The sequence below is a fragment of the Pedobacter steynii genome (assembly GCF_900103665.1).
Taxonomy (GTDB): Bacteria; Bacteroidota; Bacteroidia; order Sphingobacteriales; family Sphingobacteriaceae; genus Pedobacter; species Pedobacter steynii.
Genome location: NZ_FNGY01000003.1, coordinates 763,715 through 787,850 on the forward strand (window position 1 = coordinate 763,715; position 24,136 = coordinate 787,850).

15 protein-coding genes and 1 tRNA gene are annotated in these 24,136 nt (G+C 41.1%); 8 read left to right on the forward strand and 8 right to left on the reverse strand.

Features of this window, described 5'->3' with window-relative positions; translation table 11 throughout:
- Nucleotides 1-26: 26 nt before the first annotated feature.
- Nucleotides 27-97: transfer RNA gene (locus tag BLQ87_RS11415), tRNA-Cys, on the forward strand.
- A 40-nt stretch (nucleotides 98-137) separates the two neighbouring features.
- Nucleotides 138-314: a spore protein gene (locus BLQ87_RS11420; RefSeq protein ID WP_074606550.1), complete on the forward strand. Its 177-nt coding sequence runs from the start codon at nucleotides 138-140 to the stop codon at nucleotides 312-314.
- Between the two features lie 103 nt (nucleotides 315-417).
- Here BLQ87_RS11420 and BLQ87_RS11425 read toward each other — a convergent pair whose 3' ends face one another.
- A complete protein-coding gene (locus BLQ87_RS11425; RefSeq protein ID WP_074606552.1) occupies nucleotides 418-1,446 on the reverse strand; it encodes a quinone-dependent dihydroorotate dehydrogenase in 1,029 nt (342 codons plus the stop codon).
- Between the two features lie 241 nt (nucleotides 1,447-1,687).
- Here BLQ87_RS11425 and BLQ87_RS11430 point away from each other — a divergent pair, with 241 nt between their 5' ends.
- Entirely contained in the window at nucleotides 1,688-3,601 is a 1,914-nt protein-coding gene (locus BLQ87_RS11430; protein ID WP_074606554.1) for an ABC-F family ATP-binding cassette domain-containing protein, read from the forward strand.
- Nucleotides 3,601-4,872 (forward strand): type IX secretion system plug protein, encoded by a 1,272-nt coding sequence (locus BLQ87_RS11435; RefSeq protein ID WP_074606556.1) that lies wholly within the window; start codon nucleotides 3,601-3,603, stop codon nucleotides 4,870-4,872. The genes BLQ87_RS11430 and BLQ87_RS11435 overlap by 1 nt, the downstream gene beginning before the upstream one ends.
- Before the next feature lie 2 nt (nucleotides 4,873-4,874).
- On the opposite strand, the gene BLQ87_RS11440 is transcribed toward BLQ87_RS11435, so the two are convergent.
- Nucleotides 4,875-6,365 (reverse strand): alpha-amylase, encoded by a 1,491-nt coding sequence (locus tag BLQ87_RS11440; protein WP_074606558.1) that lies wholly within the window; start codon nucleotides 6,363-6,365, stop codon nucleotides 4,875-4,877.
- Nucleotides 6,366-6,502: 137 nt separating this feature from the next.
- Here BLQ87_RS11440 and BLQ87_RS11445 point away from each other — a divergent pair, with 137 nt between their 5' ends.
- The 3 genes from BLQ87_RS11445 to BLQ87_RS11455 all read left to right on the forward strand — a co-directional run bounded on the left by BLQ87_RS11445 (nucleotide 6,503) and on the right by BLQ87_RS11455 (nucleotide 9,711).
- Nucleotides 6,503-7,891 (forward strand): phosphatase PAP2 family protein, encoded by a 1,389-nt coding sequence (locus tag BLQ87_RS11445; protein WP_074606560.1) that lies wholly within the window; start codon nucleotides 6,503-6,505, stop codon nucleotides 7,889-7,891.
- Between the two features lie 63 nt (nucleotides 7,892-7,954).
- Nucleotides 7,955-8,476 carry an acyl-CoA thioesterase gene (locus BLQ87_RS11450; protein WP_074606562.1) on the forward strand — a complete coding sequence of 174 codons (522 nt, stop codon included), beginning with the start codon at nucleotides 7,955-7,957 and terminating at the stop codon, nucleotides 8,474-8,476.
- Nucleotides 8,477-8,517: 41 nt separating this feature from the next.
- Nucleotides 8,518-9,711: a cation:proton antiporter gene (locus tag BLQ87_RS11455; RefSeq protein ID WP_074606564.1), complete on the forward strand. Its 1,194-nt coding sequence runs from the start codon at nucleotides 8,518-8,520 to the stop codon at nucleotides 9,709-9,711.
- Between the two features lie 14 nt (nucleotides 9,712-9,725).
- Here the strand turns inward: BLQ87_RS11455 and BLQ87_RS11460 are convergent, their stop codons facing one another.
- Both BLQ87_RS11460 and BLQ87_RS11465 read right to left on the reverse strand, forming a co-directional pair.
- Complete coding sequence (locus BLQ87_RS11460) at nucleotides 9,726-12,071, reverse strand: hypothetical protein (RefSeq protein WP_074606566.1); 2,346 nt, start codon at nucleotides 12,069-12,071, stop codon at nucleotides 9,726-9,728.
- Between the two features lie 290 nt (nucleotides 12,072-12,361).
- Nucleotides 12,362-12,769 (reverse strand): EVE domain-containing protein, encoded by a 408-nt coding sequence (locus BLQ87_RS11465; protein WP_074606568.1) that lies wholly within the window; start codon nucleotides 12,767-12,769, stop codon nucleotides 12,362-12,364.
- A gap of 1,152 nt (nucleotides 12,770-13,921) precedes the next feature.
- On the opposite strand from BLQ87_RS11465, the gene BLQ87_RS33500 reads away from it, so the two are divergent.
- Nucleotides 13,922-14,167 (forward strand): hypothetical protein, encoded by a 246-nt coding sequence (locus tag BLQ87_RS33500; RefSeq protein ID WP_143010412.1) that lies wholly within the window; start codon nucleotides 13,922-13,924, stop codon nucleotides 14,165-14,167.
- A 482-nt stretch (nucleotides 14,168-14,649) separates the two neighbouring features.
- Here BLQ87_RS33500 and BLQ87_RS11480 read toward each other — a convergent pair whose 3' ends face one another.
- The 4 genes from BLQ87_RS11480 to BLQ87_RS11500 form a co-directional block, all read right to left on the reverse strand.
- Nucleotides 14,650-15,054 (reverse strand): hypothetical protein, encoded by a 405-nt coding sequence (locus BLQ87_RS11480; protein ID WP_143010413.1) that lies wholly within the window; start codon nucleotides 15,052-15,054, stop codon nucleotides 14,650-14,652.
- 11 nt (nucleotides 15,055-15,065) lie between these two features.
- Nucleotides 15,066-18,803 (reverse strand): DUF6443 domain-containing protein, encoded by a 3,738-nt coding sequence (locus tag BLQ87_RS11485; RefSeq protein ID WP_074606577.1) that lies wholly within the window; start codon nucleotides 18,801-18,803, stop codon nucleotides 15,066-15,068.
- Nucleotides 18,800-22,612 carry a PKD domain-containing protein gene (locus BLQ87_RS11490; RefSeq protein ID WP_074606579.1) on the reverse strand — a complete coding sequence of 1,271 codons (3,813 nt, stop codon included), beginning with the start codon at nucleotides 22,610-22,612 and terminating at the stop codon, nucleotides 18,800-18,802. The genes BLQ87_RS11485 and BLQ87_RS11490 overlap by 4 nt, the downstream gene beginning before the upstream one ends.
- 383 nt (nucleotides 22,613-22,995) lie before the next feature.
- Nucleotides 22,996-23,832: a DUF6266 family protein gene (locus tag BLQ87_RS11500; protein ID WP_074606583.1), complete on the reverse strand. Its 837-nt coding sequence runs from the start codon at nucleotides 23,830-23,832 to the stop codon at nucleotides 22,996-22,998.
- Between the last annotated feature and the right edge of the window lie 304 nt (nucleotides 23,833-24,136).

The window sequence follows — 24,136 nt, forward strand, 5'->3', positions numbered from 1 at the left end:
CTATTTTTGCATCCTGAATTTCAACAGGTCGAGTGGCCGAGTGGCTAGGCAGAGGTCTGCAAAACCTCCTACAGCGGTTCGAATCCGCTCTCGACCTCAGATTTATAATAAATTAAAAAATTAAAGGTTTACACACCATGGCAGTTACGAGATTAAAAAGAAAAGACAGAAGAAATAAGACTTTCGCTAAATTAGACGTGAAAAACTTAAAGTTAGCTACGAACATCGAATTAGGTAGCCGCTCTAGACAATCTACTAAAGACCAATTGGCTAAAAACAATGCGGTTCTTGATAAACTTACTGCAAAAGCATAAGTTTCTGTTTTTAAAAGCAAAGAAAAACGCCTTAGGATATCCTAAGGCGTTTTTTCGTATAATGACTATTTTTCCGGAGCGATCTTCAAATTAAAGAACCCGCTTACACGAGTTCTTTGCAGATTCTTTTCACGATACCAGGTCCTTCATAGATGAAGCCGGTATAAAGCTGTACTAAAGACGCACCAGCTTCCAGTTTATCTTTTGCATCCTGCGGAGAGTGAATCCCTCCTACCCCGATAATCGGGAATGCTTTATTTGATTTTTCAGACAGATACCTGATCACCTCTGTAGAGCGGAGTGTAAGCGGCTTACCACTTAGGCCTCCGGCTTCGCTCAGCACCTTATCAGTCGTACGTAAGCCAGATCTGTCAATCGTTGTATTCGTTGCAATCACACCGGCTATACCAGTCTTCATCACAATCTCTACGATATCGTCCAGTTGTTCATTGGTCAGGTCAGGAGCAATCTTCAACAGAATTGGCCTGCAAACCTCATGCGTCTGATTTCTTTGCTGCAAAGTATTCAGCAAATGCATCAGCGGCTCTTTCTCCTGCAACTCCCTTAAACCGGGGGTATTTGGAGAGCTGACATTGACTACAAAGTAATCCACCACATCGAACAAACGGTCAAAACACTTGATGTAATCATTTACCGCTTCTTCATTCGGCGTACTTTTATTCTTTCCGATGTTTCCACCGATCACAATGCTTTTATCTTTATCCTTCAGGAGCCTTAAACGCTCCGCCAAGGTATCTACTCCTTTATTATTGAAGCCCATTCTATTGATGATGGCCTCATCTTCAGGAAGACGGAACATGCGGGGCTGATCATTTCCGGGCTGAGGCAACGGCGTAACCGTTCCTACTTCTATAAATCCGAAACCCAGATTGCTCAGTGCTTCAATATATTCTCCGTTTTTATCAAAACCTGCAGCAAGCCCTACAGGATTCCTGAATTTAATCCCAAAGACTTCACGCTCCAGTCCTTTAATGTTCACATCAAAGCTGCTGCGTAAAATTGTTCTCCCTAAGGGGAAATGATTGTGGAACCAATTCAGCTGTTTCACCACAAAATGGTGCACTTTTTCTGGATCAAACTGGAAAAACAGAGGTTTAATTAGACGATACATTTAACGAATATAAAAAGGGTTTAGACGAGCCGCAAAAATACGCAGTTATGTTAACAAAACATCAACACTACTTATAAAAATCCCCTTACAAGCATACCCTCCATTTTAACCCGGCATCAAATAACCGCATAAACAAGCAAAAAACAGGCATTTAACGCCTGTAAAGCGCCAAAATAAATTACAAAACGATAGCGAATAATATGTCCTTGAAAAGCAAACAAAATCGTATTTTTGCAGCCAAATGATTTCAATAAACGACTTAACATTCCTGATAGGCTCCAGAGCTTTATACGACGAGGCAAACTGGCACATTAAACCAGGCGAGAGAATTGGATTAATCGGAGCCAACGGAACCGGTAAATCAACACTTCTAAAAATAATAGTTGGAGAGTATGGCCCCTCTTCAGGCAGCATTTCCATGTCGAAAGACCTGAAAATAGGCTACCTGAATCAGGATTTACTTTCTTACGACTCACACCATAGCATTTTACACGTAGCGATGGAGGCCTTTGAGCGCCAAAATCAACTTCATGATGAAATCGAAGAACTCCTAAAAAAGATTGAAACCGATTATTCTGAAGAAGTTTTAAACAAACTGAGCGATAAGCAACAGGAGTTTGAAGCCCTGGACGGATATAGCATAGAATACAGAGCGAATGAGATCCTTGCAGGTCTTGGTTTCAGTACCGCAGATCAGCACAGGCCATTGAATACCTTCTCCGGAGGATGGAGGATGAGGGTAATGCTGGCAAAGATTCTTTTGCAAACACCGGATATCCTTTTACTCGATGAGCCGACCAACCACATGGATTTACCCTCCATCAAATGGCTGGAAACTTATTTACTGAGCTTTGAAGGTGCCATTGTGATTGTTTCTCACGATAGGTATTTCTTAGATAAAGTGGTCAACCGTATTGTAGAATCCCGCAAAGGAAAACTAACACCTTATGCAGGAAATTATACCTTCTATCTGGAAGAAAAATCCCTTCGCGGAGAGATTCAAAAGGGAGAATTCAAAAACCAGCAGGCAAAGATCAAACAGGAAGAACGCCTGATCGAACGTTTCCGTGCCAAAGCTTCAAAAGCGAAAATGGCACAGTCAAGAATGAAAGCCCTGGATAAAATGGAACGTGTGGAAGATGTAGATGACGACAATCCAACCGTAAACTTCCAGTTTAAATTCTCTAAACCTTCTGGCCGTCACGTGATCCGCGTTGAGGAAGCGTACAAAAGCTACCCGAACGTAGACATTCTTGAAAACGCAGAAGGCCTGATTGAAAAAGGAGATAAAATCGCTTTAATCGGTGCCAATGGTAAAGGTAAATCGACATTATTGCGGATCATCGCAGGTGCGGAAGCCTTTGACGGGAAATGTGAAACCGGTCATAATGTAACCACTACCTTCTTTGCACAGCATCAGCTGGAGTCCTTACACCTGGACAATACAATCTTAGAAGAACTTCAGGCATTTGCACCTAAGCATACCGATACAGAATTGCGTGGGATCCTGGGTTGTTTCCTTTTCACCGGCGACGATGTGTTCAAAAAGATCCGCGTCCTGTCCGGAGGAGAGAAATCAAGGGTAGCACTGGCAAAATCATTAACTACAGATTCAAACTTCCTGATTCTGGATGAGCCGACCAATCACCTGGACATCCAATCGGTAAATATCCTGATTCAGGCACTGACACAATATGAAGGAACTTTCATCGCGGTATCCCACGATAGGTATTTCCTCGATAATGTAGCCAATAAGATCTGGTTCATTGAAGATAAAGACATCAAAGAATATCCGGGTACCTATGCGGAATATGAAGAGTGGAACAGCAAAAGAGCACCTGCTGCACCTTCCAGTGTTCCGGTAAGACCAGACAAAGAGGTTAAACCAAAAGTTGTAGCCGAAAAACCAGCACCGAGCAATCAGCAGCAGCTAAAAAAGCTGAATGAGCAATTGAAAAAGATTGAAGCAGAGATCGCTGATTTTGAACAAAGTGTAAAAAGTATCGAGGCAGAAATTGCAGATGAGGCCGTGTATTCAAATGCAGGCAAGTTAGCAGAAGCCAACAAAAACTATATCAATGCCAAGCACCAGCTGGATAATGCCCAGAACAAATGGGAAGAGCTGGCTTCAGACATTATGGAAATGGAAGGATAATGATAAAATCAGGCGGACTCTTTTTCCTGCTGTTATTAAGTATGCAAATTGCTGTGGCTCAGGACCGGCAATTTGTATACGACAATAAAGTGTACCTGCCAGAAATACGGACGGTACAATGTTATAATACACAGAAAGAACAGTCATTGCCGGTTATTGCATTGAATTCCAATGAACAGCTTTATTTCTCTTTTGATGATTTGAACGGAGGCGCAAAGATTTATTCCTATACCATAGAGCAATGCACCTCAGACTGGAAACCCTCCCGTTTGTCGCCGCTGGATTACCTGGAAGGCCTTTCGGAAGACAGAATTACGGAGTACAAATATTCTTTCAGCACTTTACAGAAGTATACCAATTACTCCCTGATCCTGCCAAATTCCCAGATTAAACCAAAGATCTCCGGCAATTACCTGTTAAAAGTATATGAGGAAGGCAATCCTCAGCAGGCCGTACTTTCCCAGCGCTTTTATGTGGTCAACAAACAGGTCACCGTTGGCATTAACATCACGGCAAGCCAACAGGTTTCCCAACGCCAAAGTAACCAAAAGATTGATTTTACGATTGCCCATAGCACACCAATCCAAAACCCTTCGCTTGATTTAAAGGCGATAGTCATGCAAAATGGCATTCCTCAAACGACAATTCTAAATACAAACCCCACTTTTATCAGACCTGGTTCACTCGTATACAGCGACCTGAACAGCAACGATTTTTTGGGAGGAAATGAATTCCGGAAATTCGACACCCGCAGCTTCCGCTATAAGGCAGAGAATGTACAGGAAATCATCAGAGAAGATACGGCCATAAACGTCACACTCTTTACCGATATCAATGGCAAGGCTGCAAAATTCACCAATAGGTTTGATGAGAACGGCAATTTCTTTATCAGGAACACAGAAGGCCGTGATCCAAATACAGATAGCGATTATGCCAACATTCAGTTTAGCTTAAATGCAACGCCTCCAAATGCAGGAGGAGATGCTTATGTGGTTGGCCGTTTCAACAATTACGTGCTAAATGAGGCCAGTAAGCTGAGTTATGAACCTACCCGCCGTCGTTTTTACAAGAACATCAAGCTAAAGCAAGGCTTATACGATTATAAATATGTATGGCTGGATAAACAAAGCGGAAGGACAGACCAGTCTGTTTTTGAAGGTTCTTTCTTTGAAACAGAAAACACCTATCAGGTTTTCGTTTATTACCGCAGACCAGGTTCCCGTTGGGAGGAGCTCATCGGTTTCTCGAATGTAAATACCACCAAAAGATAAAGCTATTCCTGCTTAAGTACCCATACTGCAAGACTTTCCGCATTACAGAAAAACGCTGCCCATCCATTTTCGTTAACGCTGACTTCTTCTGCCCTGCCTCCAATTACATCCACCATGATCCTGCCAGCATGCCCGATGCCCATTTCCATTGCTTTAAAACCCTCCGCTCCATTACTCATCAACACCGCTAAACCGGAATGTTCTTTTTCCGGCATTCCTTCCCTCGTCCATCCGATACAATTGGGAAAGTCGAAGTATTCCCGTTGTAAACCATAAGACAGGCCTTTTCTGATTTTAATCATTTCCGTTAAGCAAGGCAATACCGGCAGTGTAACTTCCACTTCTTCCCCTTCTTTATCTTCATCAGTATAGGTTGCACCATAAAGGTCAGGATAAAAAACACATGGAATCCCCTGTTCTCTGAGCAGGATTAAAGCATAAGCCATCGGGCGGAACCAAAATTCCACATAAGATTCCAAGGCCTGTAGTGGCTGAGAATCGTGATTGTCCACGAAAGTAACCGTCAGCAATGGATGCGTCTGAACAAGCGTATCGTCAAATATTTTAGTCAGGTCGTAGTTTTCTTTTTCTTGAGCAGCATGCTGAAAATTCCTGTGAAGGAGGGAATCAAACAGCTGCATCCTTCCTTCAGTAAGCTCCAGGTAATGCTGAAGCGCTTCCAGGCTTTCAATGTTCCAGTTTTCGGCCACGACAAAGAATCCTTCCGGAAACCTGCTTTTCATATGATCCAGCCAGTCGACCAGAAAGTCGGTAGAAATGTGTTTCACCGCATCCAGCCGGAAGCCCCTCATTCCGCAGGTATTGACATACCACTCGCCCCAATATTTCAGGTCTGCCCTGACTTCCGGATTTCTAAACTCTATATCATTGAACATCAGGTAATCATAATTCCCCAACTCCGTAGAAGGGACTTCCTCCCAACCTTCTCCGTATTTATTTTGAATGGAATAAATCCCTGTTTCCTTCCGGTCTTCGGCCCAATCAATCCCACTAAAGCAGTCCTTGTTCCATATAAATTCTGAATATAGTCCTGCTCGTCCGGGAAAGTTAAATTTGGTCCATGCTTCAATCTCATAGGCTTCGGAAGTGAACTCCTCCCTGTTTTCCGGATTTACCGCTCTTACCATCATCTTTTCCAGTTCATCTCCTCCGGCTTTATGGTTAAAAACCACATCAGCGATAACTACAATTCCTTTGTCCTGCAAAACCCGAATGGCTTCCTGGTAGGCTGCTTTCGATCCATACCTGGTTTCTACCGTATTCTTCTGATCAAATTCACCGAGATCGTAGAGGTCGTAAGGATCATAGCCAACAGAAGCTGCTCCGGAATTGGCCTTATAGGCCGGAGGAAACCAGATTGCGGTAATTCCTATCCCTGCAAGTGTTTCCGCCTCATTTTTCGCTTTAACCCATAATTTTTCTTCCTCATTATAGTACCAATGAAAGTACTGCATCAGCGTTTGATTGTCCATGTTTAACAATAACAGCAAGGCTTATAATTTGTTTATCAGCATTTAAAGAATTCGGCTATCTTTGGGGCCCCTACATTTATTTGCCAGGGATAGCAATTTAGGGCCGGTTAGCCCGTTAAAGTTTTTTACAGTTATAGATGCAACTCAGACCCCGTTTTTATCCGCTCTTACTTACCGGATGCCTCAGTTTATTTACCATTATCGGAAAAGCACAATATGCGGACAGCACCTTACAGCAGCCCGTGGTGAACACCTTTTGGAAAAGTACTTTTGTTAAACAATCAACCGTTCCCTTACTCATGTTTGGCGCAACCGCCCTCACCTGGCCACACCGCAGGCAGTTCAGAGAAGTGAGGAACAGGTTTATTCCCTCCTTCAGGTATAAGTTCGACGATTACATGCAGTATGCACCGGCAGCGGCCGTAGTGGCCTTAAATTTGGCTGGTGTAAAAGGCAAGCATACCCCTAAAAGGGCTTTTGTTTCCTATGCTTTCTCCATTGGAATTATGGGGGCAATCGTAAACGGGGTAAAACACACCTCGAGAGTGGAACGTCCTGATGCCAGTTCAAAGAATTCCTTTCCTTCGGGACATACGGCAATGGCCTTCATGAATGCGACAGTACTGGACAAGGAATACGGGCAATATGCGCATCCTTTATATGGTGTTGCAGGTTATGCAATGGCTACAGCAACCGCTTTAGGCCGGGGACTCAACAACAGACATTGGGTAACAGATGTACTCGCCGGCGCGGGTGTAGGGATCATTTCCACCGAACTGGGCTACCTGATTACCGACCAGATTTTCAAGAACAGGGGCATGAATGAACCTGTAAAACGCAACCCGATTCCGATTCAGGCCAGGCCAAGTTTCATAGAGATGCACCTCGGTTATGCCACGCCTACGAGCAGTGATATGGCCGCAATAGATCCGGGAAGCATTTACACAAAAGACGGTTTCAATTACGGACTCGAAGGCGCCTGGTTTCTAAACAAGAACTTCGGTATTGGCGGTGAGTTTGCCTTTACCAGTTTCCCATTAAACTCCGAGAAAGTAAAGTTAGGCCCCGAATTAGATGAAATCAGCAATGGCCTGTTTACACAAGCCCTGGGGGTAAGGTATTTAAACATCGGTCCTTATTTCAGTTTGCCTTTGGCCAACAACTGGTTTATCACAGCCAAGCTCAACGCAGGCCTCTCTTCAGGCAGCAACGGAAACGTCATTTTAAACATCAAAGAGCAATATCAGAAAGAATACGGAACTGCAGAATTACCTTACCTGAAGTATAAACCAAAGGAGGCCTTCAGCTGGTCGGCCGGAATGGGCATTCAAAAAAGAATTGGCAGAAATACGGCTATCAAAGCCTATACAACTTACTTTAATTCTGCTCATGAGTTTGACATGCAGGGACTTATGGACATTGATTCCGACGGCCATTACATCTACGAGCCCCTACCTCCAGACTATAGCAAAACCAAGTTTAACCACCTCACCTTCGGTCTGGGGATTACCGCGTTTATCTGGTAGGCTCCTTTAATCGTTTTACCCATTCATGATGTATGTTCATTTTTACTTACTTTTGCAGCAGCTATGAGCATAAAAATAAAAAGCCCGAAAGAATCTTTCACCATCATGAATGAATTGGTATTGCCCAATGATACCAATACACTTAACAATTTAATGGGCGGCAGGTTGCTTCACTGGATGGACATTGCTGCCGCTATTTCTGCTCAAAAACATTGCAACAGGATCGTCGTTACCGCATCTGTGGATAATGTATCCTTTAAACAACCGATCAAACTGGGTGATGTGATCACGATTGAAGCCAAGGTAACCCGTGCATTTAACACCTCAGTAGAGGTGAGACTGGATGTATGGGCAGAAAATATTCCTTCAGGAAGCCGTGTAAAATCTAACGAAGCCTATTATACTTTTGTTGCCGTAGACCAAAGCGGAAGGACCATTCCTGTTCCTGAGCTTAGCCCGGAAACCGCAGAAGAAACGGAATTGTTTGCCGGAGCTTTGAGAAGAAGACAGCTCCGCCTGATCCTTGGCGGAAAAATGAAAGCCAATGATGCTAAAGAACTTAAAGCTTTGTTCTTTGAAGATTAAAACCATCCCCGCGGAAATCCGTTATTAAATAAAAAGGAAATATGACGACATACACGACACTGATTATTTTAAGCGGACTCGTCATCTTTTCTTACCTATTTGATCTGGTTGCCAGTAAGACCAAATTACCTTCTGTACTCTTGCTTCTGCTTTTAGGGATCGGTTTACGTGTACTCGTCGATAACCTTCAGCTGCATACTTTTAATTTTCTAACGATCCTGCCCACATTGGGTACTGTTGGCCTGATCCTCATTGTTTTTGAGGGTTCCCTGGAACTCAAATATGAACGGGAGAAGAATAAACTGATCAAAGGAGCCTTCCTGTCAGCCTTTTTTATTCTGATCACTACAGTATCGGTCATCACCTTTATCATCTATCAGATCACCGGAAAAGAGCTGTACGTATGTTTCACCAACGCCATCCCTTTCAGCGTGATCAGTTCGGCCATTGCCATTCCTTCTGCAGCAGCTTTGAGCAATAAAAGCAAAGAGTTTATCATTTATGAATCTTCTTTTTCGGATATCCTGGGGATTATCCTTTTTAACTTTGCCATTTCCAACCCCTATATCTCGGTTTCCTCATTTGCCGGATTAGGCCTGAGCACCTTCCTGATCCTGATTCTTTCTGCCATTTCCTGCATTACGCTATTGTACCTGATGGGGAGAATTTCACACCATATTAAGTTCTTCCTGATCATTTCCATCCTGATCATGGTGTATGCGATCGGACAATCTTATCACCTGTCTTCACTCGTACTGATCCTTTCCTTTGGCCTGTTCCTGAACAATGCCGATACGATCAAGCATGCCTATTTCAGGAGCGTCTTTATCTATAAGAATTTATCGAATGACCTGACGCAGCTCTATCAGCTTTCGGCAGAGAGTGCCTTTATTATCCGCACCTTTTTCTTTGTGATCTTCGGATTTACGATGAATATTTATGCGCTGAACGACGGCATTGTGATTGCAAACGGATTGATTATCCTGGCTACGGTCTTTATCATCCGGTTTGTTTACCTGAAGGTTTTCAGAAAAGAAAACAGCGGCACAGAAGCTTTTATTGCCCCGAGAGGCCTGATCAGTATCTTATTGTATTTTAACCTGCCTCCGGAATTAAAGATCCCGGAGGTAGGTACGGCTTTCCTGTTCCTTGTGGTACTGGGATCAAGCCTGATTATGAGTATCGGATTGCTCTCTGCAAAGAAAACCAAACTGGTTTCTGATTTTAAAAGCTAAGCAATCAGAACGGATTATTTCGCGATGATTTCCGCAGCACTGATTGTCTTAACGATAAACCTGTTTGTCAGTTCTTTTTCATCCGTAAATTCACAATCAAATTTGATGGTATGTTTCCCTGTTTTCAGGCTTGGCAGTGCTTGTTTCAATGGAATTTCCTTTTTAAAACCACCTTTACTATTGTATATTTTAATGCTTGTTCCATTGCATACAATTGAATTTCCCGCTTCATACTCGCCTGGCAGTTCAAGCTTAAAATAGCCGTCCAGTTCCAGCCATGGATTATTGATCGTGCCCTCTTTCCCCATAAAAGTAAGCGTAAAATTTAGTGGCTGTTCTGCATTATTGTTTACAAATGTCCATTCCGAAAAGGTGGGCTGTCCCGGTTGAAGCACTTGTTTGCTATGCTCGAATTTGAACTTTTTAAACGGGTAAAGCTTCCAGCCTTCATTATTCCGTTCAAGATGAAAATCATTTTCAGGGTTTTTCAATCTTGTCAATTGATCAGCGGAGAAAATCTTCGTTCTATAAGCCTCCTGCCAAAGTTTGATCAAACCTAACAATTGAGCCGTATTTGGGTTTTTCTGCAGATTTTTGTAGCGTGCAACCAAGGCAAAACCTGCGTTATAACCGGCAGCCCGTGCCATCATCCATTCTATATCTTCTGAAGTTGTTGTAGAAGAAAGTAAAAACCAGCCCAACATATTAGGCATGTAATTCCGTTCCAGAAAAGGCTGGTTCTCTAAACGGTAATCCCCCTGAGATTCACGGAAGCCACCGTACCATGGCTCTCCCCAGTTCCAGTAATGACAAATATGCCAGTAATAATGACTCGACCGGCTTGTACCGTTCACCAGCGTGTGCTTGGTATCTTTAAAAACCTTTTCGGCGAAAGCCTGTATCCCATAATCACCTTCTCCTGAAGAGTAACAACCTTCGTGGCCATCAAAATCCATTTGGGAGACACCAGTCTCATTAAAAAACCGTCCCAGGTTTCCGGCAATTTCCTGCTGTAGCGCAAAATTCGGGAAAAGTGTATTGTAAGGATAGTCCATTAACATTCCTGCCGCCTCTCCTTTTGAGTGAACCGACGCTTTTGTTCCGTAGGCTCCGCGCTGGCAATCCAGCAACTTAAAGGGAGCTTCGGCAGTCACGTCACGGAAACGGATAATTTCTTCTCCAATTCGCACCGCATGCAGGGTACTTGGTTTTATGTTTTTAAAATACTGATTGGATTCAACCGTAATTTCTGTAGTGGATGCGGTTACATTTTCTGTTAGTATGGATGAACCTGTTTCCGCCAGCTGTTTGTCAGGCACCGGTGTAACATAGGGATCATTCGTATTGATAAAGGTACTCAAGGTATGTACACCGATACGAAGTCCTTTCTTTGACGCTTTCTCTACGCAAGTTTTCATTCCTGCATTGCCATTGGGGAAACTGGTGGGGTTTAGTACAAAATGCCCCCAGGACTGAAAGGGACTTTCATGGTAAACAGACATTAAACCTGCCTGTTTCGCATAATCTAATAAGCTATCTATATTTTTTTCATCAAAATCGGAAATCATGTAAGCCCTTCCGGTTTCGGGTGATTGTTTATGCCAAACCCCGTCAATCAATGGATGCGGAAGGCCTTCCGCAACTTCGATTACGCCGATTCTGGAGAGCACCTGACTTTCGGCGCATCCAAAAAGCGCAATCTTCGAACCCAGGTTGGTCTCATTTGGTATTGCATTTACAGGCATCTCCGGATACTGCCCCCAGGCCGTAACTTTTCGGGCTGTGGAACGGTCAAGACTAAAGGCCTGTAAACTACTACCATAAGGCTGACTAACTGCTACTGAGCCCCTTGAATCATCCGCCCCACCGGAATTTTTCAAAACACCTCCGATCGTCTTTACATTTAAGGATTGAAGTCCGATGGCATATGCTCCATCACGGACCACTCCCACGACTTCCCCAATCGTTTGTCCTATAATCGTCGGATAGGAACCCCAGGCAACTGCATTTACCCGGTCCTTTCCATTCAGGCGGACCAATTCAAAAACCAAATGGGTTTTATGCTGACCAACTTTGATTTCTGCAGTCTGCCTGGATACCGGATAATTCAAGGTAATGATCCCCGATTTAAATGATGCCTGACTTGGCTCCTCCCATTCACCGGAGGTACGAATTCTTAATAAAGGTGCTTTCTCTCCTTTAGCCAGATAATTTTTACCTGTCGCAGGATTCAACATTGCGGTGACCTGCCCCGTCTGAGAAACAGTCAGGTTCAGATCATTTGTCTTCAGGTTTATTTGTGCCGAAGCATCAAATACCTGGATCAACAGGGTAACGGTAATGAGAATCAATTTCTTCATAACGTGGTTTAGTTTGTTTGGTTGATTTGTGTGTGTATTTTTTTGGCTTTGAATAAGCGAAGTTACGATAAGAAACAATAATTATTTACCTGAAGATGTTCAGAAAAGAAAACAACGGTACGGATGCTTTTATTGGCCTGGGAGGCCTGATCAGTATCTTGTGGGATGTGTTAACCTGGCTCTGGAATCTTTATTCCGGAGCCAGGTACGGCTTTCCTGTTCCTTGTAGTACTGAGGTCAAGCCTGCTTATGAGTATCGGGTTACGATCTGTAAAAATAGCGGCAGTTCATTACACAGAACCCATTTCCAGGATTTTATCAAACTCTTCTGCTTTAAGCTGCATCACAGATAAGCGGCCTTGTCTGACAAGAGAAATGTCTTTTAGGCTTTCTTCTGCTTTGATTTGCTCTAAAGTAACTGGTGTTTTTAGTGCTTCAAGAGGAGCTAAATCAACCACTACCCAATTCGGATCTTCTGTAGTCGGGTCCTGATAGAACTCTTTTACAACTTTGGCAATTCCTACCACATTTTTTCCTTCATTGCTATGGTAAAACAAAACAAGGTCGCCCTCTTTCATCAATTTCAGGTTATTGCGCGCCTGGTAGTTTCTTACGCCATCCCAGAAGGTACGTCCGTCCTGGTTAAACTTTTCCCAACTGTATTTAAAGGGTTCACTTTTTACGAGCCAATGATTCATGGTATTCTTTATTTAAAAGGGCAATTTGCGACTATTATTTAATAGTCCAAAACTAACAAAAGGGAATGGATTAGGAAGCAAGCTGTCCTATTTTATTCAATGCGGCTGTCAATTCTTCGGGCTTATTTGTTCCGATGAACAATCGTTTACGGTCCTTAAGTTCCATCTGTAACCCCTGATTTCCTGAAATATTAAAGGCCGTTCCATTTTGTCCGATCCTGATTCCCCAGCCTCCATATTCTCCAATAGGGCTATATTTCCTGACATAAAATCGATCGACCTTGTTCCAGGAGTAATGTTTAAAGGACTTGTGAACTTACCCCCAGCTACTATCTGATTAAAAATACCAAAAACAAACAATCCGTTTAAGCCGATCAAAATCAGCCACAACCACCATTGGTTAAACTTTTGCGATTCTGAAAAAACAACTACACGATCCATGTTTTTTGGTTAAATACAAACTTACCTTCTGTCACTAAATTCATCTTCAACAAAGATGATGTATCCTAAGCCTCTTTCGGTAATCCGATAAGAGTTTTTTGTTAAATACGCGCTAATTTTTCTTCCAGAACGTCAGCTCGAATCTTAAGTGTGTGTTTTATTCTATATTTAAATTTCATTGTATCAAGATGTTCTCCCGGCAATTTCCGATCGAAAATACTACCTTATTAATATAATAACGACCTCAATAAAAGCAGTCCTCCCCACAAAGAAAAGATAGCAGCAAACCAAAATAATAAGAAAAGTAGCACGTACGTTCGCTTCTTATAGTTGAACCTCTCTTCCAATCTTTCCACAACAGATACGTATCTGGTTTTATACCTTCTGTCAGCCAATGTATAAGCAAGTAAGAAAAGAGTAATACCTAGAATATAATAAGCAGGCTTATAAAAACCTAATAGACCAAACCTTATCAGCAGCATACATAATGATGATGCGATTAATGCGCTCAAAAAGAATAACATAAAAGCAACCGCATTAATGCATCTCCCTTTCAAGTCTAACTCGTTGAAACGCTTGAAAAGAGTCAAAAAATTATGCGTAATAAATATCAAATAGTCTAAAAACTTCAATTGTCAACTATATTTCGTTTGTTTCATAAATCAATGCCGCCTGGTAGCTTCCAATCCTCTAAAAGCAGCAAAAAACTCAATGAAAACGGTAAGCAAACCATTTTCAAGCTTATTGAAAATGATGCTTACTAATATGAAGTTTAAAGATTTCTTTGCTAAAAAAATGGAAACACTATTCGAACATCCAAAAGTAATGAATGTTGGGGAAATGGAACTTGAGTTTTCCACTCATATTCCATTTCCTTTTTATCGTCTGTTTTTACCACCATCCATTAACAGTGCCACGGTGATAAACTATATAGCCCACTGCGGAAAGAATCGATAGAATGATATAGCACCAGGCCCCAATTAAATACCGATTCCTCACAGTGCTATTTAATTTATAAAATTTATTATTCACCTCATCGTAACTGGTAACCTTAAAGTATCTTATGTATAGAATAAATCCGAAGAGTACAAAACAACCTACTGAAATATGCGCTCTATATTGATAAATATCATTATCTGTCCATTTAAAACCAGAGCCAAGGAAAGATACTAACATGAAATTCAGCATAAAAACTACAATCAATAAAATCAAACCACTAATCTTAAACATATCTGGCTCTCTTTTCCTGTAAAAATCACAACAGATAATATACATACAATCTAAAAACATAACTTTTATTAAAATATTTCACCAGTCCATCCACATTCAAGCTTATCGAAAAGATGCTCATCAATATGAAGTTTAAGGGTTTCTTTGAAAAGTTGGTCATTATGGTATTAGCGGACTAAGGATAATCAACTTGTAATGACTATCATAAATTACAAAAGCCCACGATTTCGCATAATCATTAAATAAAAGCCCATCCCAATCATCACAAAAGAAAAGACCATATAAATGACAACGGCAATATTTCCTTTTTTAACTGCTTCTGGTTTTTCTTTTTTGTATCTTTTAATTATTTCCTGATACCTCTTGCCATAAATAAAGAGGAAATAGTTGATCACTGGGATCATTCCTACAACGATAAAACCAAACGTGCCACCATTTAAAAGAAGTATCTTTATTCCGAAAAGGGCGTACAAGATATAAGTAAAAGCAAAAAAATTTATCATCACCAAAAAAGACAAAAACAGAAATGAAAACATTATCGCAATACTTCCATTTCCTACAGATATCTGAAATCTATAAAGTCTATAATATATATAATCTAATCTATCTCTCATACTAATTCTAATTATTCAATCGCTCCATAGCCGCCAAACCCTCCTGTTGCGGTATCCAGGATAAAATAAGTCGCACTTACTCCAAAACCAATTGGTCCTAAGAAGCCCACACCCGTCATCACTATATCTAACACCGCTTTAACTGCCACTGCTTTATCCTCTCCTCCATTTAAATAATATGTTCCTGCCCTCACACCAGTGATTCCCACCACCGCGATAGCAGCAACGCCACCCAATCCTTTCGTAACTCTTAATATTTTGGTTCCTGTTTTACCTAAGGTATTTGTTATCCTCCAGGCCCGCTGACTCGAAGTCAATTTCCCAAATTTACTCCAACTCCTGGCGGATTTATAATTATTTCTTACCGCAAAATCAAATATTTCATTTTGAGCACTAATGCCCACTGAAAATGCACCTAGACCTCCATTAATCTTTCCTAAAGTTTTCTGCAGACTGTCCTCCTCTTTGGCACTCGAAGTGTTTTTCTTCTGTGCGGTGATATTCACCTCATTTAACATAATACCTGTCGGTGTATAGCCATCAGCTCTTGCTAAATATGCGCTTCTCCCGTCAACCCCCACAGCAGTGTTTGCCCAGGAATTAAACATATCATTATGATCTGCACCAGCCTTAAACGCTTCCGCATCACTGCCAAAAATAACAGTCTCCCCGCCTCGTGTCCAGCTCCCACCAGAGCCTCCCCCATCAAGCATGTGCTCCAGCTGGCTTAAGAACCTATCAAGCGATGGATCCGCACCACTTGGGTCAGACAAGGATACCGGATTGTTAAAGACAAACTGGTAGCCAGAAAAATCATTATACTTGACCATCATTGGGTCAATTCCATTGAATCGCCCCAAAACAGGATCGTACTGGCGATAGAAAGTATTGTAAAGATCCGGATCATTATCAAAATCAGACAACCACTCACTTCCGCCATTAAAGAGTGCGGTATTAGCATTACCAGGTTTAGATACCGGAGCATGCTGCATTCCGAACGCATAGTAACTGCTCTCCTGTCTGACTTCTGCCTGTCCGTTAGCCCCCTCTTCAAAACTGACCCTTACATTCTGCAGGTGATCCCGAATAAAATACTCATATTTTATGTTTACAGCCGAAATCCTCACTCGTCCTTCGGCGTGAGCAACAGAAGTCAGTTCATTATTTTCATATAGAAATCCGTCCAGATAATCCTGTTGTTTTAGCAGACTCCCATTCTGGTAGACCGACTTTCTGATCCTTTCTCCCGAAGAGGTATAATCAAATTCTATGTATTTAGAACCATCAGAAATGTAAGACATCTTACTCACTTTCCCAATTTCGTTATAGGTATAGTAGATCCCTTTGTTTTTATCTTTAGTGAGGCTACCATCTTCATCAAATTCATACTCCTTAGCCTCGGTAGCAAGATCTTTAAAGCCTATACCACCGATAGCTCCCTGTCCATCACTAACCTGAGCAAGCTGATCGGTATTCAACACATCGTAAGTATAACTCAAGCGATCTATTTCCTGATTGGTATTCGTATTGATATTCCAGGAGTACCTGCTTAGGGAAGTAATATTACCATTCAGATCATATTTTATTCCTTTTTCACTAAAGGCATCCATCATATAATTCCAGTCTCCTCCTTTTTTTGCCTTAAATACCGCATCATTAAGCTGACCGAGCTTATCATAAGTATAGGTATATGCGCGCTCGAGTTCACTAAAACTATGATTGGTCATTTTTGACTTCCATTTTATTCCTGAGATCAAACCATTATAGAATCCAGTATTACCAATTTCCGTCTGCTTCTCATAAAGTAATTCCATTCCGAATATATCGTTGCCCTCTTCATTGTAATCATCCGCTTCAAGATTAGGATTGTTAATTCTGCTTAACCAGCCCCTTATATTGTAGCGATAATCAACTGACTGCAGATAGGAATTATTTGCAAGTTTATTGAGATCTTTATCGACAAGTTGTCCAAGCTCATTGTAATTATAAGTAGCCAAAGTAACAACAGGCCCATTATTTACCTGATGATTGATTTCCTTTAAACGTCCCGAATTGTCATAGAGATTAGACTCCGTTATTTTTTGTTCAACAGAGGTATTCTTTTTAGTAATACTTTTCTTCATACCACCGTCAAAATTATACGCGTATGTGACCGCATCCTTTAATTGCTGGCTGATCAAATTATTACCTTTCTGCTGAATCAATTGGCCGTTAATATTATAAAAAAGGACCTTCTCCAACCATTTTGAACCTCCTACTACCCGATTCTTTAAAACACTTAAATTCCCTTGTGCACTTCCTTGTCTCCCTTCATCTGCTCCCATTCCCTGATCAGTGTAGCTGTAATTATCCACACCATTATTATCAATATCATAGTTGTCATAATATCTTATAGTGAGCAGGTTGTTGCTATTAATTGTCGTAGGAAAACTAAGATTTGTGTATCCTTCAATGCTATTTCCCCGTCCTTCACCAAAAGCAACAGCAGAATCTGAATAATCAAAAGTATCCACCAGACCTTTCATATCTTCATAAGAAACACGTTGATTGTCTTGAATAATCCCATCCATTATCGGTCGGTTAACGATATCGTATTTAATAAAATACCATTTCTTAATTACCCTTAATGCGCCATTTTGAATTAAAACCGGACGATCAAGCCGATCGTAAATGGTATAAACCCATGCAGAAGAAGGTTTCTTTTGTTTAATTAACCTTCCATTATCATCATAAATAAACCTAAAAATATTATTGTTCTGATCAGCAGCAGTTAAGACCCATCCATTTGATTTAAGATTTGCAACTACATTAGGAGGCAGGATTAAACTCTGAAATCCACCGGCACTATAGATGTAATACGTCTCTTTATATTGATGATATTGCCCGTTTATTGTTTTGTCGAAAACTTCTCTTTTTAGAACTTCTTTACCTTCCTTATCACTGAACACCAATGTTTTTTGCCCTTCTTCATCCGCAATTTCGGCCACTCTTAATGCACCGGAAACATAAAACCCTGTGCTTGATCCGTCTTCCTCAAATAAACGAACCTGATCCGCATCCGTATTGATCCTGACAGAAAGTTGTTTAACTTTTCCTGTTGAAGTCTGCCAGTTCGTTCCAAATGATCCTTCTTTTAACATCATCTGCACCGGACTATTATCAAAAATGCTTTGGGAATAGGGAGCATTGTCCTTTGCATATTTACCGGAAGTATTAGATGTGGCATAAAAAGCCAGCTGACTACTTACGGCATTATCTTGAAATTGGCCCTGAGTATTCGCAGCATATGGCAGATAAGTCGTCGCCAACCGCCCAGCTGCATCATATTCATTGAATGAGATCAGATCTTTTTTAGCTGCCGATCCCATCCCTTCAATGATTTCCTGCAAATTCCTGCCCAGGCCATCCAAATATTTTCGGTTAACGATTCTTTGTTCAGGAGAAAGGGACCGCAGATCAATTTCAGTCTTAACCCCCGAAACCCGAACTATTTGCGTCTCGATATAAGCAGGCTTTGTAATTTGCCTTACAAAACCCGGCACTTCCGGACCAGTGCTGATCTTTGCAAAAAAACTGGATTCAGCACTTGAAGCAAAATGAAACCCTGATTTCAAAGTCACAGAAATACTTGCGGAATAAGATTTCCCCTCGTATTGAGAAACTTCTTTCGCTGTAACATACTCGATTTGTGCATGAGCTCCTCTACTGAGGGCCAAAAATGACACTAGGATAAATAACTTATTTCTCATGGTTGAGCGCAATTAGAGTCACTTCTGTAATAGTTGATAGAAATCTTTTGTGAGTAGCCTACCGTTCCTCCTGTAGGCGATTGAACCATGCACTGAACCACATAATAGGCCTCACCTGGATTAAGCTGATGCACCGGTGAAGACGCAATCGGCCCGGTATTTGACTCCATACCATTTCTGAGAACCGACCAGCTATAAGTATAACTATCGTTAGGCGGAGCGCCGTTAATACTGGTCACTTTAAGAACTACACCATATGTACCCGGCTCGGAGCAGTCTCCGTATTCAGAATCACGTATTCCACAAAGATCTTTTGTGATTTCACCAGATGCACAAATGGTGATAAACAGAGGTAAGGTGTAAACCGTGCTCTGGGTTTTGGTTCCGAAGTCAGGGTGACTGGCCGTAAGTGTAACGGTATACGGTCCACCTGGTAGAAAGGTATGAGTCACATTAGTTGCAAATGTCTCTAGCAGGGTTCCATCACCAAAATTCCAATTGTATTTAACACCAGAAAGACAACTATTTAATGTACCGAAGGTAACTGGCTCATTTGCTTTAGGTTCATCCTTCCCGTGGTAGAAATCTGCAGAAAGTGAGGCGGTATTATAGTTCTGATATCTGTTATATTTTATAATATTCTTATCTCCATCCTTCACAAAAGAAGGCCGTCCTTTGGCATCATATTCATAAAACATTGTTTTACCCGATGAACTTGTCTCTGAGGTTTTTCCATAAGGGAAACGATAAGTGCTTAGTAAGTAACTCACTTCTTGCGGACAGAATACAACGTCATCGATTTTGACGGTCTGCAAAGATTTTAATTTTAGGACAGAATTGGCAGGCAATGCCGAAACATCAATTTGTTTTTGATAAAAAACATACTTCCCGGTAACGTCACAATTTATGGTTGCAACAATGGAATTATCCACCAGTACATTTACCGTAGAGGCAGCATCGCACTTAACCCATATTGACAAGGTATAAAACTTTGCACCAGTTGGCTTCATGAAGCTTTTGTAAAAAGAATTATCAGATCTCAATACAAAAGCCTGATAGTCAGTACGACCATCTGAACTGTAATCTTTAAAGACATCCAGATTTTCAGTAACCAGATCTTTATTGTACACAATATTAATTGATTCAGCTCCTAAAAATTCTGCCATTGGAACATTGAAATGGTCATAATATTTTAGCGTTTTTTTTATGCGATTCTCGGTGATTGTTTGTGGGAAATTGTATTGGTTATGTTCTAAAAACTTCTTATTGCTGCGAAAACTGCCATTATAAACTAAAGATTTTCCGTTCTGTCCGTCATTAATTCTCAAAGCCGAAAAATCCGGAACCCCGCCAATAGAATTAAATAATTTGGATTCGGTCAAAACAGGATAGTTGTTGATTGGGTTTTTTGCGAAGAGATTTAATTCAGCTTTATAGGTCTTAAATGCCAAATCACCAGGCTTTTTTATTTTGAGCAATTGTTCAACAACTATATTTTTTATATTGTTCTGATTTAACAGATAAATTCCTTCCACAAAAGGGTCAGCAGCCGTTTCCGAAGCTTGTAATGAAAAATCTCCGCTATAAGTATAATACAACTGGCTTACTGCCTTATTACTGCCAACGGTCGTTTTTGCCCTTAACCCTCTACCTGGTGCAGAGTTGTCATAACTGACTTCTGAAACCAGAGAACCAATCCCGGATCCAGAATCGTAATCTGTTGCTTTTTCATTTTTCAGGATTTTGGAATTGACAGAAATCGCATACTTACTAAATACCAGGTTACCATATACCCAATCGTAAGCCAGGCCATAGATCTGCTCATTCGGATTAAAATCTTCGTATTCATAGTCTTTAGTTTTAACCGGGACATTTAAATCAGAAAACATTTTAGACTGGAGCAACAATCCTTCTGCGTAATTAAAACTCTCCTTATATGAAAATGGATATTTCGCAAAGCCTTTTCTAACGGGAAGCCCCGCCTCCTTAGGAGTAGTACATTTTGATCCAAGATAAGTCATACTGTTATTGTCCTGCGTCCAGAGATTAGCGGGAATTGAATAATGATATTCTGTTCTACCAGCCATATTTCCTTTGACCGTAACATACTCATATCTCACATCGTGGTCTTCATCAGACAAATCCTCCTTACTGATTATAGTATGGTAATTCCAATACTTCGCAGACTGTACGGAACACAGGCCTAATATCTGTTGATTTGACAGTTTAATTGAATTAACAACATCATCAAAATAGTTGGTTGTAACTGCATATTGAGGTAAAGACAGAATAGTACCGGATGTCCTGTTTTGTCCGGGAATATTGTAGGCATATTCATTGACAATAGTTTTTTCAGGAGAAATTCCATCGAAAAAGCTGATTTTCCTGATGCGAACCCCAGCCCCCTTAACCTCAGCGTTTCCATCCTGATCCCAAAAACGATTGGTCTCATATTCAAATGTGGAACTACCTCCATTGGGGTAAGTAATTTTTGACATCAGCCCTACCTGAAGTGCAGCCTCATCTATATGCGGCGTTGTTCCTTCCAGCGGATATTTTTCACCCTGATAGTTAGGTATCTCATATGGTCGATAAATATCTGTTGGACTTGTAATTCCCGGATAAACATAAATCCCTCCTTTTTCGTTATTATGAAGGTTTCCCCAGGCGTCAAATCTGGAAGGTTCCCTCCAATCCGGCAATGCTGTTGATCCAAACAGACTAATGCCATAGTAATCGAAACGATATAGTTTTGAAGTACAACCGCCAGCTGTTTCACTTATTGATTCCAGGATATGATGGCCACCTATATCATTGCTTAATCTTTCTAAAGTGATCGTACTAAGTGTGGATTGACCATCCATAATGTCAAAGCTCGTTATCCTATTAAATTCCCTGTTAATCTTGATCTCCTGGCTGGTACCAACATTTGAAATGCCAAACAATTCCCAAGTCCCCTTAACTTCTTCGATTTGATTAAACCCCAGCCCGCTAGTACGGTTTTCAGTTCTATTTCCTTGAGCGGAATAGTTAAAACGAATTGGGTTGGTGCTTCCCGGACTGGCTATTTCCGAAAGGTACCATGTTCCTATGTAAGAAACCGGCTCTTGAAACTGCAGGTATTCCTTTTTAAAAAGATCGTAGTCAACACGACTTCTGGAAACTGTTTTAGTAGTTTTAGACATCGTTTGAAAGGTATATTTTATTCCGGCAGCAGTGGTTATGATAAAATGAGGCTCATACTGGGGATATGGCTTAACAAGCTCAATTTTGATATCCTGGGCAGGAATGACTTTAAAATTATTGTTATTATCAATAACAAGCGTACAATTTAAACCAGGCGCATTCACCACAAATCGATCAGGCTCAGTGTCATTTGGATACGTAGCCATGTAAAGAAGATTATCATGGTTTATCACTTCATCGGCACATGTCGCATCATTGTTGTCATCTGAGATCGGAAAGTTTATCGGCACATTATGGTTATTCTTCAGCCTCCAGCCACTGCCAATTGCTTTTCCAGTAGGCATAACTTCGTCCGGCAAACCATTCAGAACCCTTTCAATACTACCTCCGGCATCCAAATTCCAGCCCATTCCAACCTCACCATCCCCTTGTCTCACTTTTACAGATCTTCCGTGGTAGGTCAGTTGAATAGGGTGAATCAGTCCGGTTACTCCAATCTCGATCAGAGGAATTCTAATGGTAGGTGTCCCTTTAAAATTGTTTACGCTAACTTCACTTTGCGCTTTGCTGACTGTAACCGTAAATAAAATGGCTACAAAAGCTAAGAATAAGTTTTTTCTCATGCTGCTGATATATTAAAAAATTATTCGTTGAGCCGGAGACAACCGGCTTTTATTATTTGTGATTCCATAAATCAAAGCCAGCCCAACAAAATCGGTATATCTGGCTTGATTCAAAATCAATGGCTTGATAAAAAAGATTGACTTAATTTCCCTTAGTACGGGAATGATCTTAAAGAGAAACGAAACTACTAATAAAAATTCTTTCATAAATGCGACATACGCCATATCAATCAAGAGAACACAACATCCATTTAATTGAAGCGGCGTTAATCTGGATGATTATAATTAATTAATGCGAAATTACTCAAATATATGTCTCATGCAAATAAAAAAAATAAACCAAACAAAATAAAGAACACCTATACAGGGGTTGTTTTATCTACTTAAGAAATGTGTTTTCGAACTAAAACTGGCGCCATACTCCTGTCATACAAGGGGTTTACAAATGGGCGAATATCCATAACTACATGATTCTTCTTCACTAGCTTCCCCGTTTCACTACTGTCAATGGCTTGAAAACCCTTTGCTGCCAACTCCGCAATCAATTCAGCTGTTTCGCTCTCCCCTGTTAATACCGGTTCCGGTCCCTGCAGTTTCATCCTTCCCAAATACTGGCTCTCCGATTGGCTACACCTGTCTTTAGCCACAACCCCAACATAAATATCAACTTCTTTTCCTATCAAATCTTCTGAAAGCACCAGTACATCTGTTCCCATACTTCTAAAATTACCCGTACTTTGATAAGAAGCTTTTCTACCCTGCATATCTATAGCCAGCAGCATCACCTGATCGTAAGAGGCCCCTCCTTCAACAAGGGAAGGGTCCCAGTTAAAGCGCAATACCTCCTCATTTTCCTGCACAACCGCCGCTGCTGTTAAACCAGCAAGGCTTCCGCCACTGATCCTAAATGAAGCCGGATCAATGTAATCTCCTTCCTCATCTGTTTTAAGGGCAAATTTTCTGTTATAGGAAAGGGCTCCGCGCATCCCTCCGCTTATTGTCCAATAGTCTTTGAAACCAACCTGAATCAACCCTTTAATGGAGTTCAACACTTCCTGCATCAGCTTAAACCGGCTTCTGTTTTTCAATTCATTTTCTGTGGGAGGAGCAGTCCGATCGGGTAAACTCCTCATCCGGTCTATACCGTATAGATTATAACCAACCACAGTACCTACTTTTCCGCTGAAACCACCCAATAAACCTTTTGTAATTCTTGCCATAGTCCTTTATTTAAATTAATGCCATACCTGTTTCCGGGCCCGGTCACAGTTGACTAGATATTTACTCCTTGCTAATACGCTGTTTACACGCCACCAAGCCTGTCTTCACCGAGTATAGACCGAGGATACAGCGAACATAAAGCCTGATAACCTGAAACTTGTCTAACGCAAGGTACGGAGCAAAATCCTCCCTTAGCGCTGGATAAGAATTGCGATTTCATAGTGGATACCCACCATAATCAACATAAATGATCATGCGAATGCAATTTTCCTGAAGAGGAAGCCTGACATATTTTTCTTCTAT

Bases quoted from the DNA above. Each gene is read 5' to 3' on its own strand.
- BLQ87_RS11440 (WP_074606558.1), bottom strand. From the start codon at position 6,365: ATGGACAATCAAACGCTGATGCAGTACTTTCATTGGTACTATAATGAG.
- BLQ87_RS33500 (WP_143010412.1), top strand. From the start codon at position 13,922: ATGAAAACGGTAAGCAAACCATTTTCAAGCTTATTGAAAATGATGCTT.
- BLQ87_RS11490 (WP_074606579.1), bottom strand. From the start codon at position 22,612: ATGAGAAAAAACTTATTCTTAGCTTTTGTAGCCATTTTATTTACGGTT.
- BLQ87_RS11430 (WP_074606554.1), top strand. From the start codon at position 1,688: ATGATTTCAATAAACGACTTAACATTCCTGATAGGCTCCAGAGCTTTA.
- BLQ87_RS11460 (WP_074606566.1), bottom strand. From the start codon at position 12,071: ATGAAGAAATTGATTCTCATTACCGTTACCCTGTTGATCCAGGTATTT.
- BLQ87_RS11435 (WP_074606556.1), top strand. From the start codon at position 3,601: ATGATAAAATCAGGCGGACTCTTTTTCCTGCTGTTATTAAGTATGCAA.
- BLQ87_RS11420 (WP_074606550.1), top strand. From the start codon at position 138: ATGGCAGTTACGAGATTAAAAAGAAAAGACAGAAGAAATAAGACTTTC.
- BLQ87_RS11455 (WP_074606564.1), top strand. From the start codon at position 8,518: ATGACGACATACACGACACTGATTATTTTAAGCGGACTCGTCATCTTT.
- BLQ87_RS11450 (WP_074606562.1), top strand. From the start codon at position 7,955: ATGAGCATAAAAATAAAAAGCCCGAAAGAATCTTTCACCATCATGAAT.
- BLQ87_RS11425 (WP_074606552.1), bottom strand. From the start codon at position 1,446: ATGTATCGTCTAATTAAACCTCTGTTTTTCCAGTTTGATCCAGAAAAA.
- BLQ87_RS11485 (WP_074606577.1), bottom strand. From the start codon at position 18,803: ATGAGAAATAAGTTATTTATCCTAGTGTCATTTTTGGCCCTCAGTAGA.
- BLQ87_RS11465 (WP_074606568.1), bottom strand. From the start codon at position 12,769: ATGAATCATTGGCTCGTAAAAAGTGAACCCTTTAAATACAGTTGGGAA.
- BLQ87_RS11480 (WP_143010413.1), bottom strand. From the start codon at position 15,054: ATGAGAGATAGATTAGATTATATATATTATAGACTTTATAGATTTCAG.
- BLQ87_RS11500 (WP_074606583.1), bottom strand. From the start codon at position 23,832: ATGGCAAGAATTACAAAAGGTTTATTGGGTGGTTTCAGCGGAAAAGTA.
- BLQ87_RS11445 (WP_074606560.1), top strand. From the start codon at position 6,503: ATGCAACTCAGACCCCGTTTTTATCCGCTCTTACTTACCGGATGCCTC.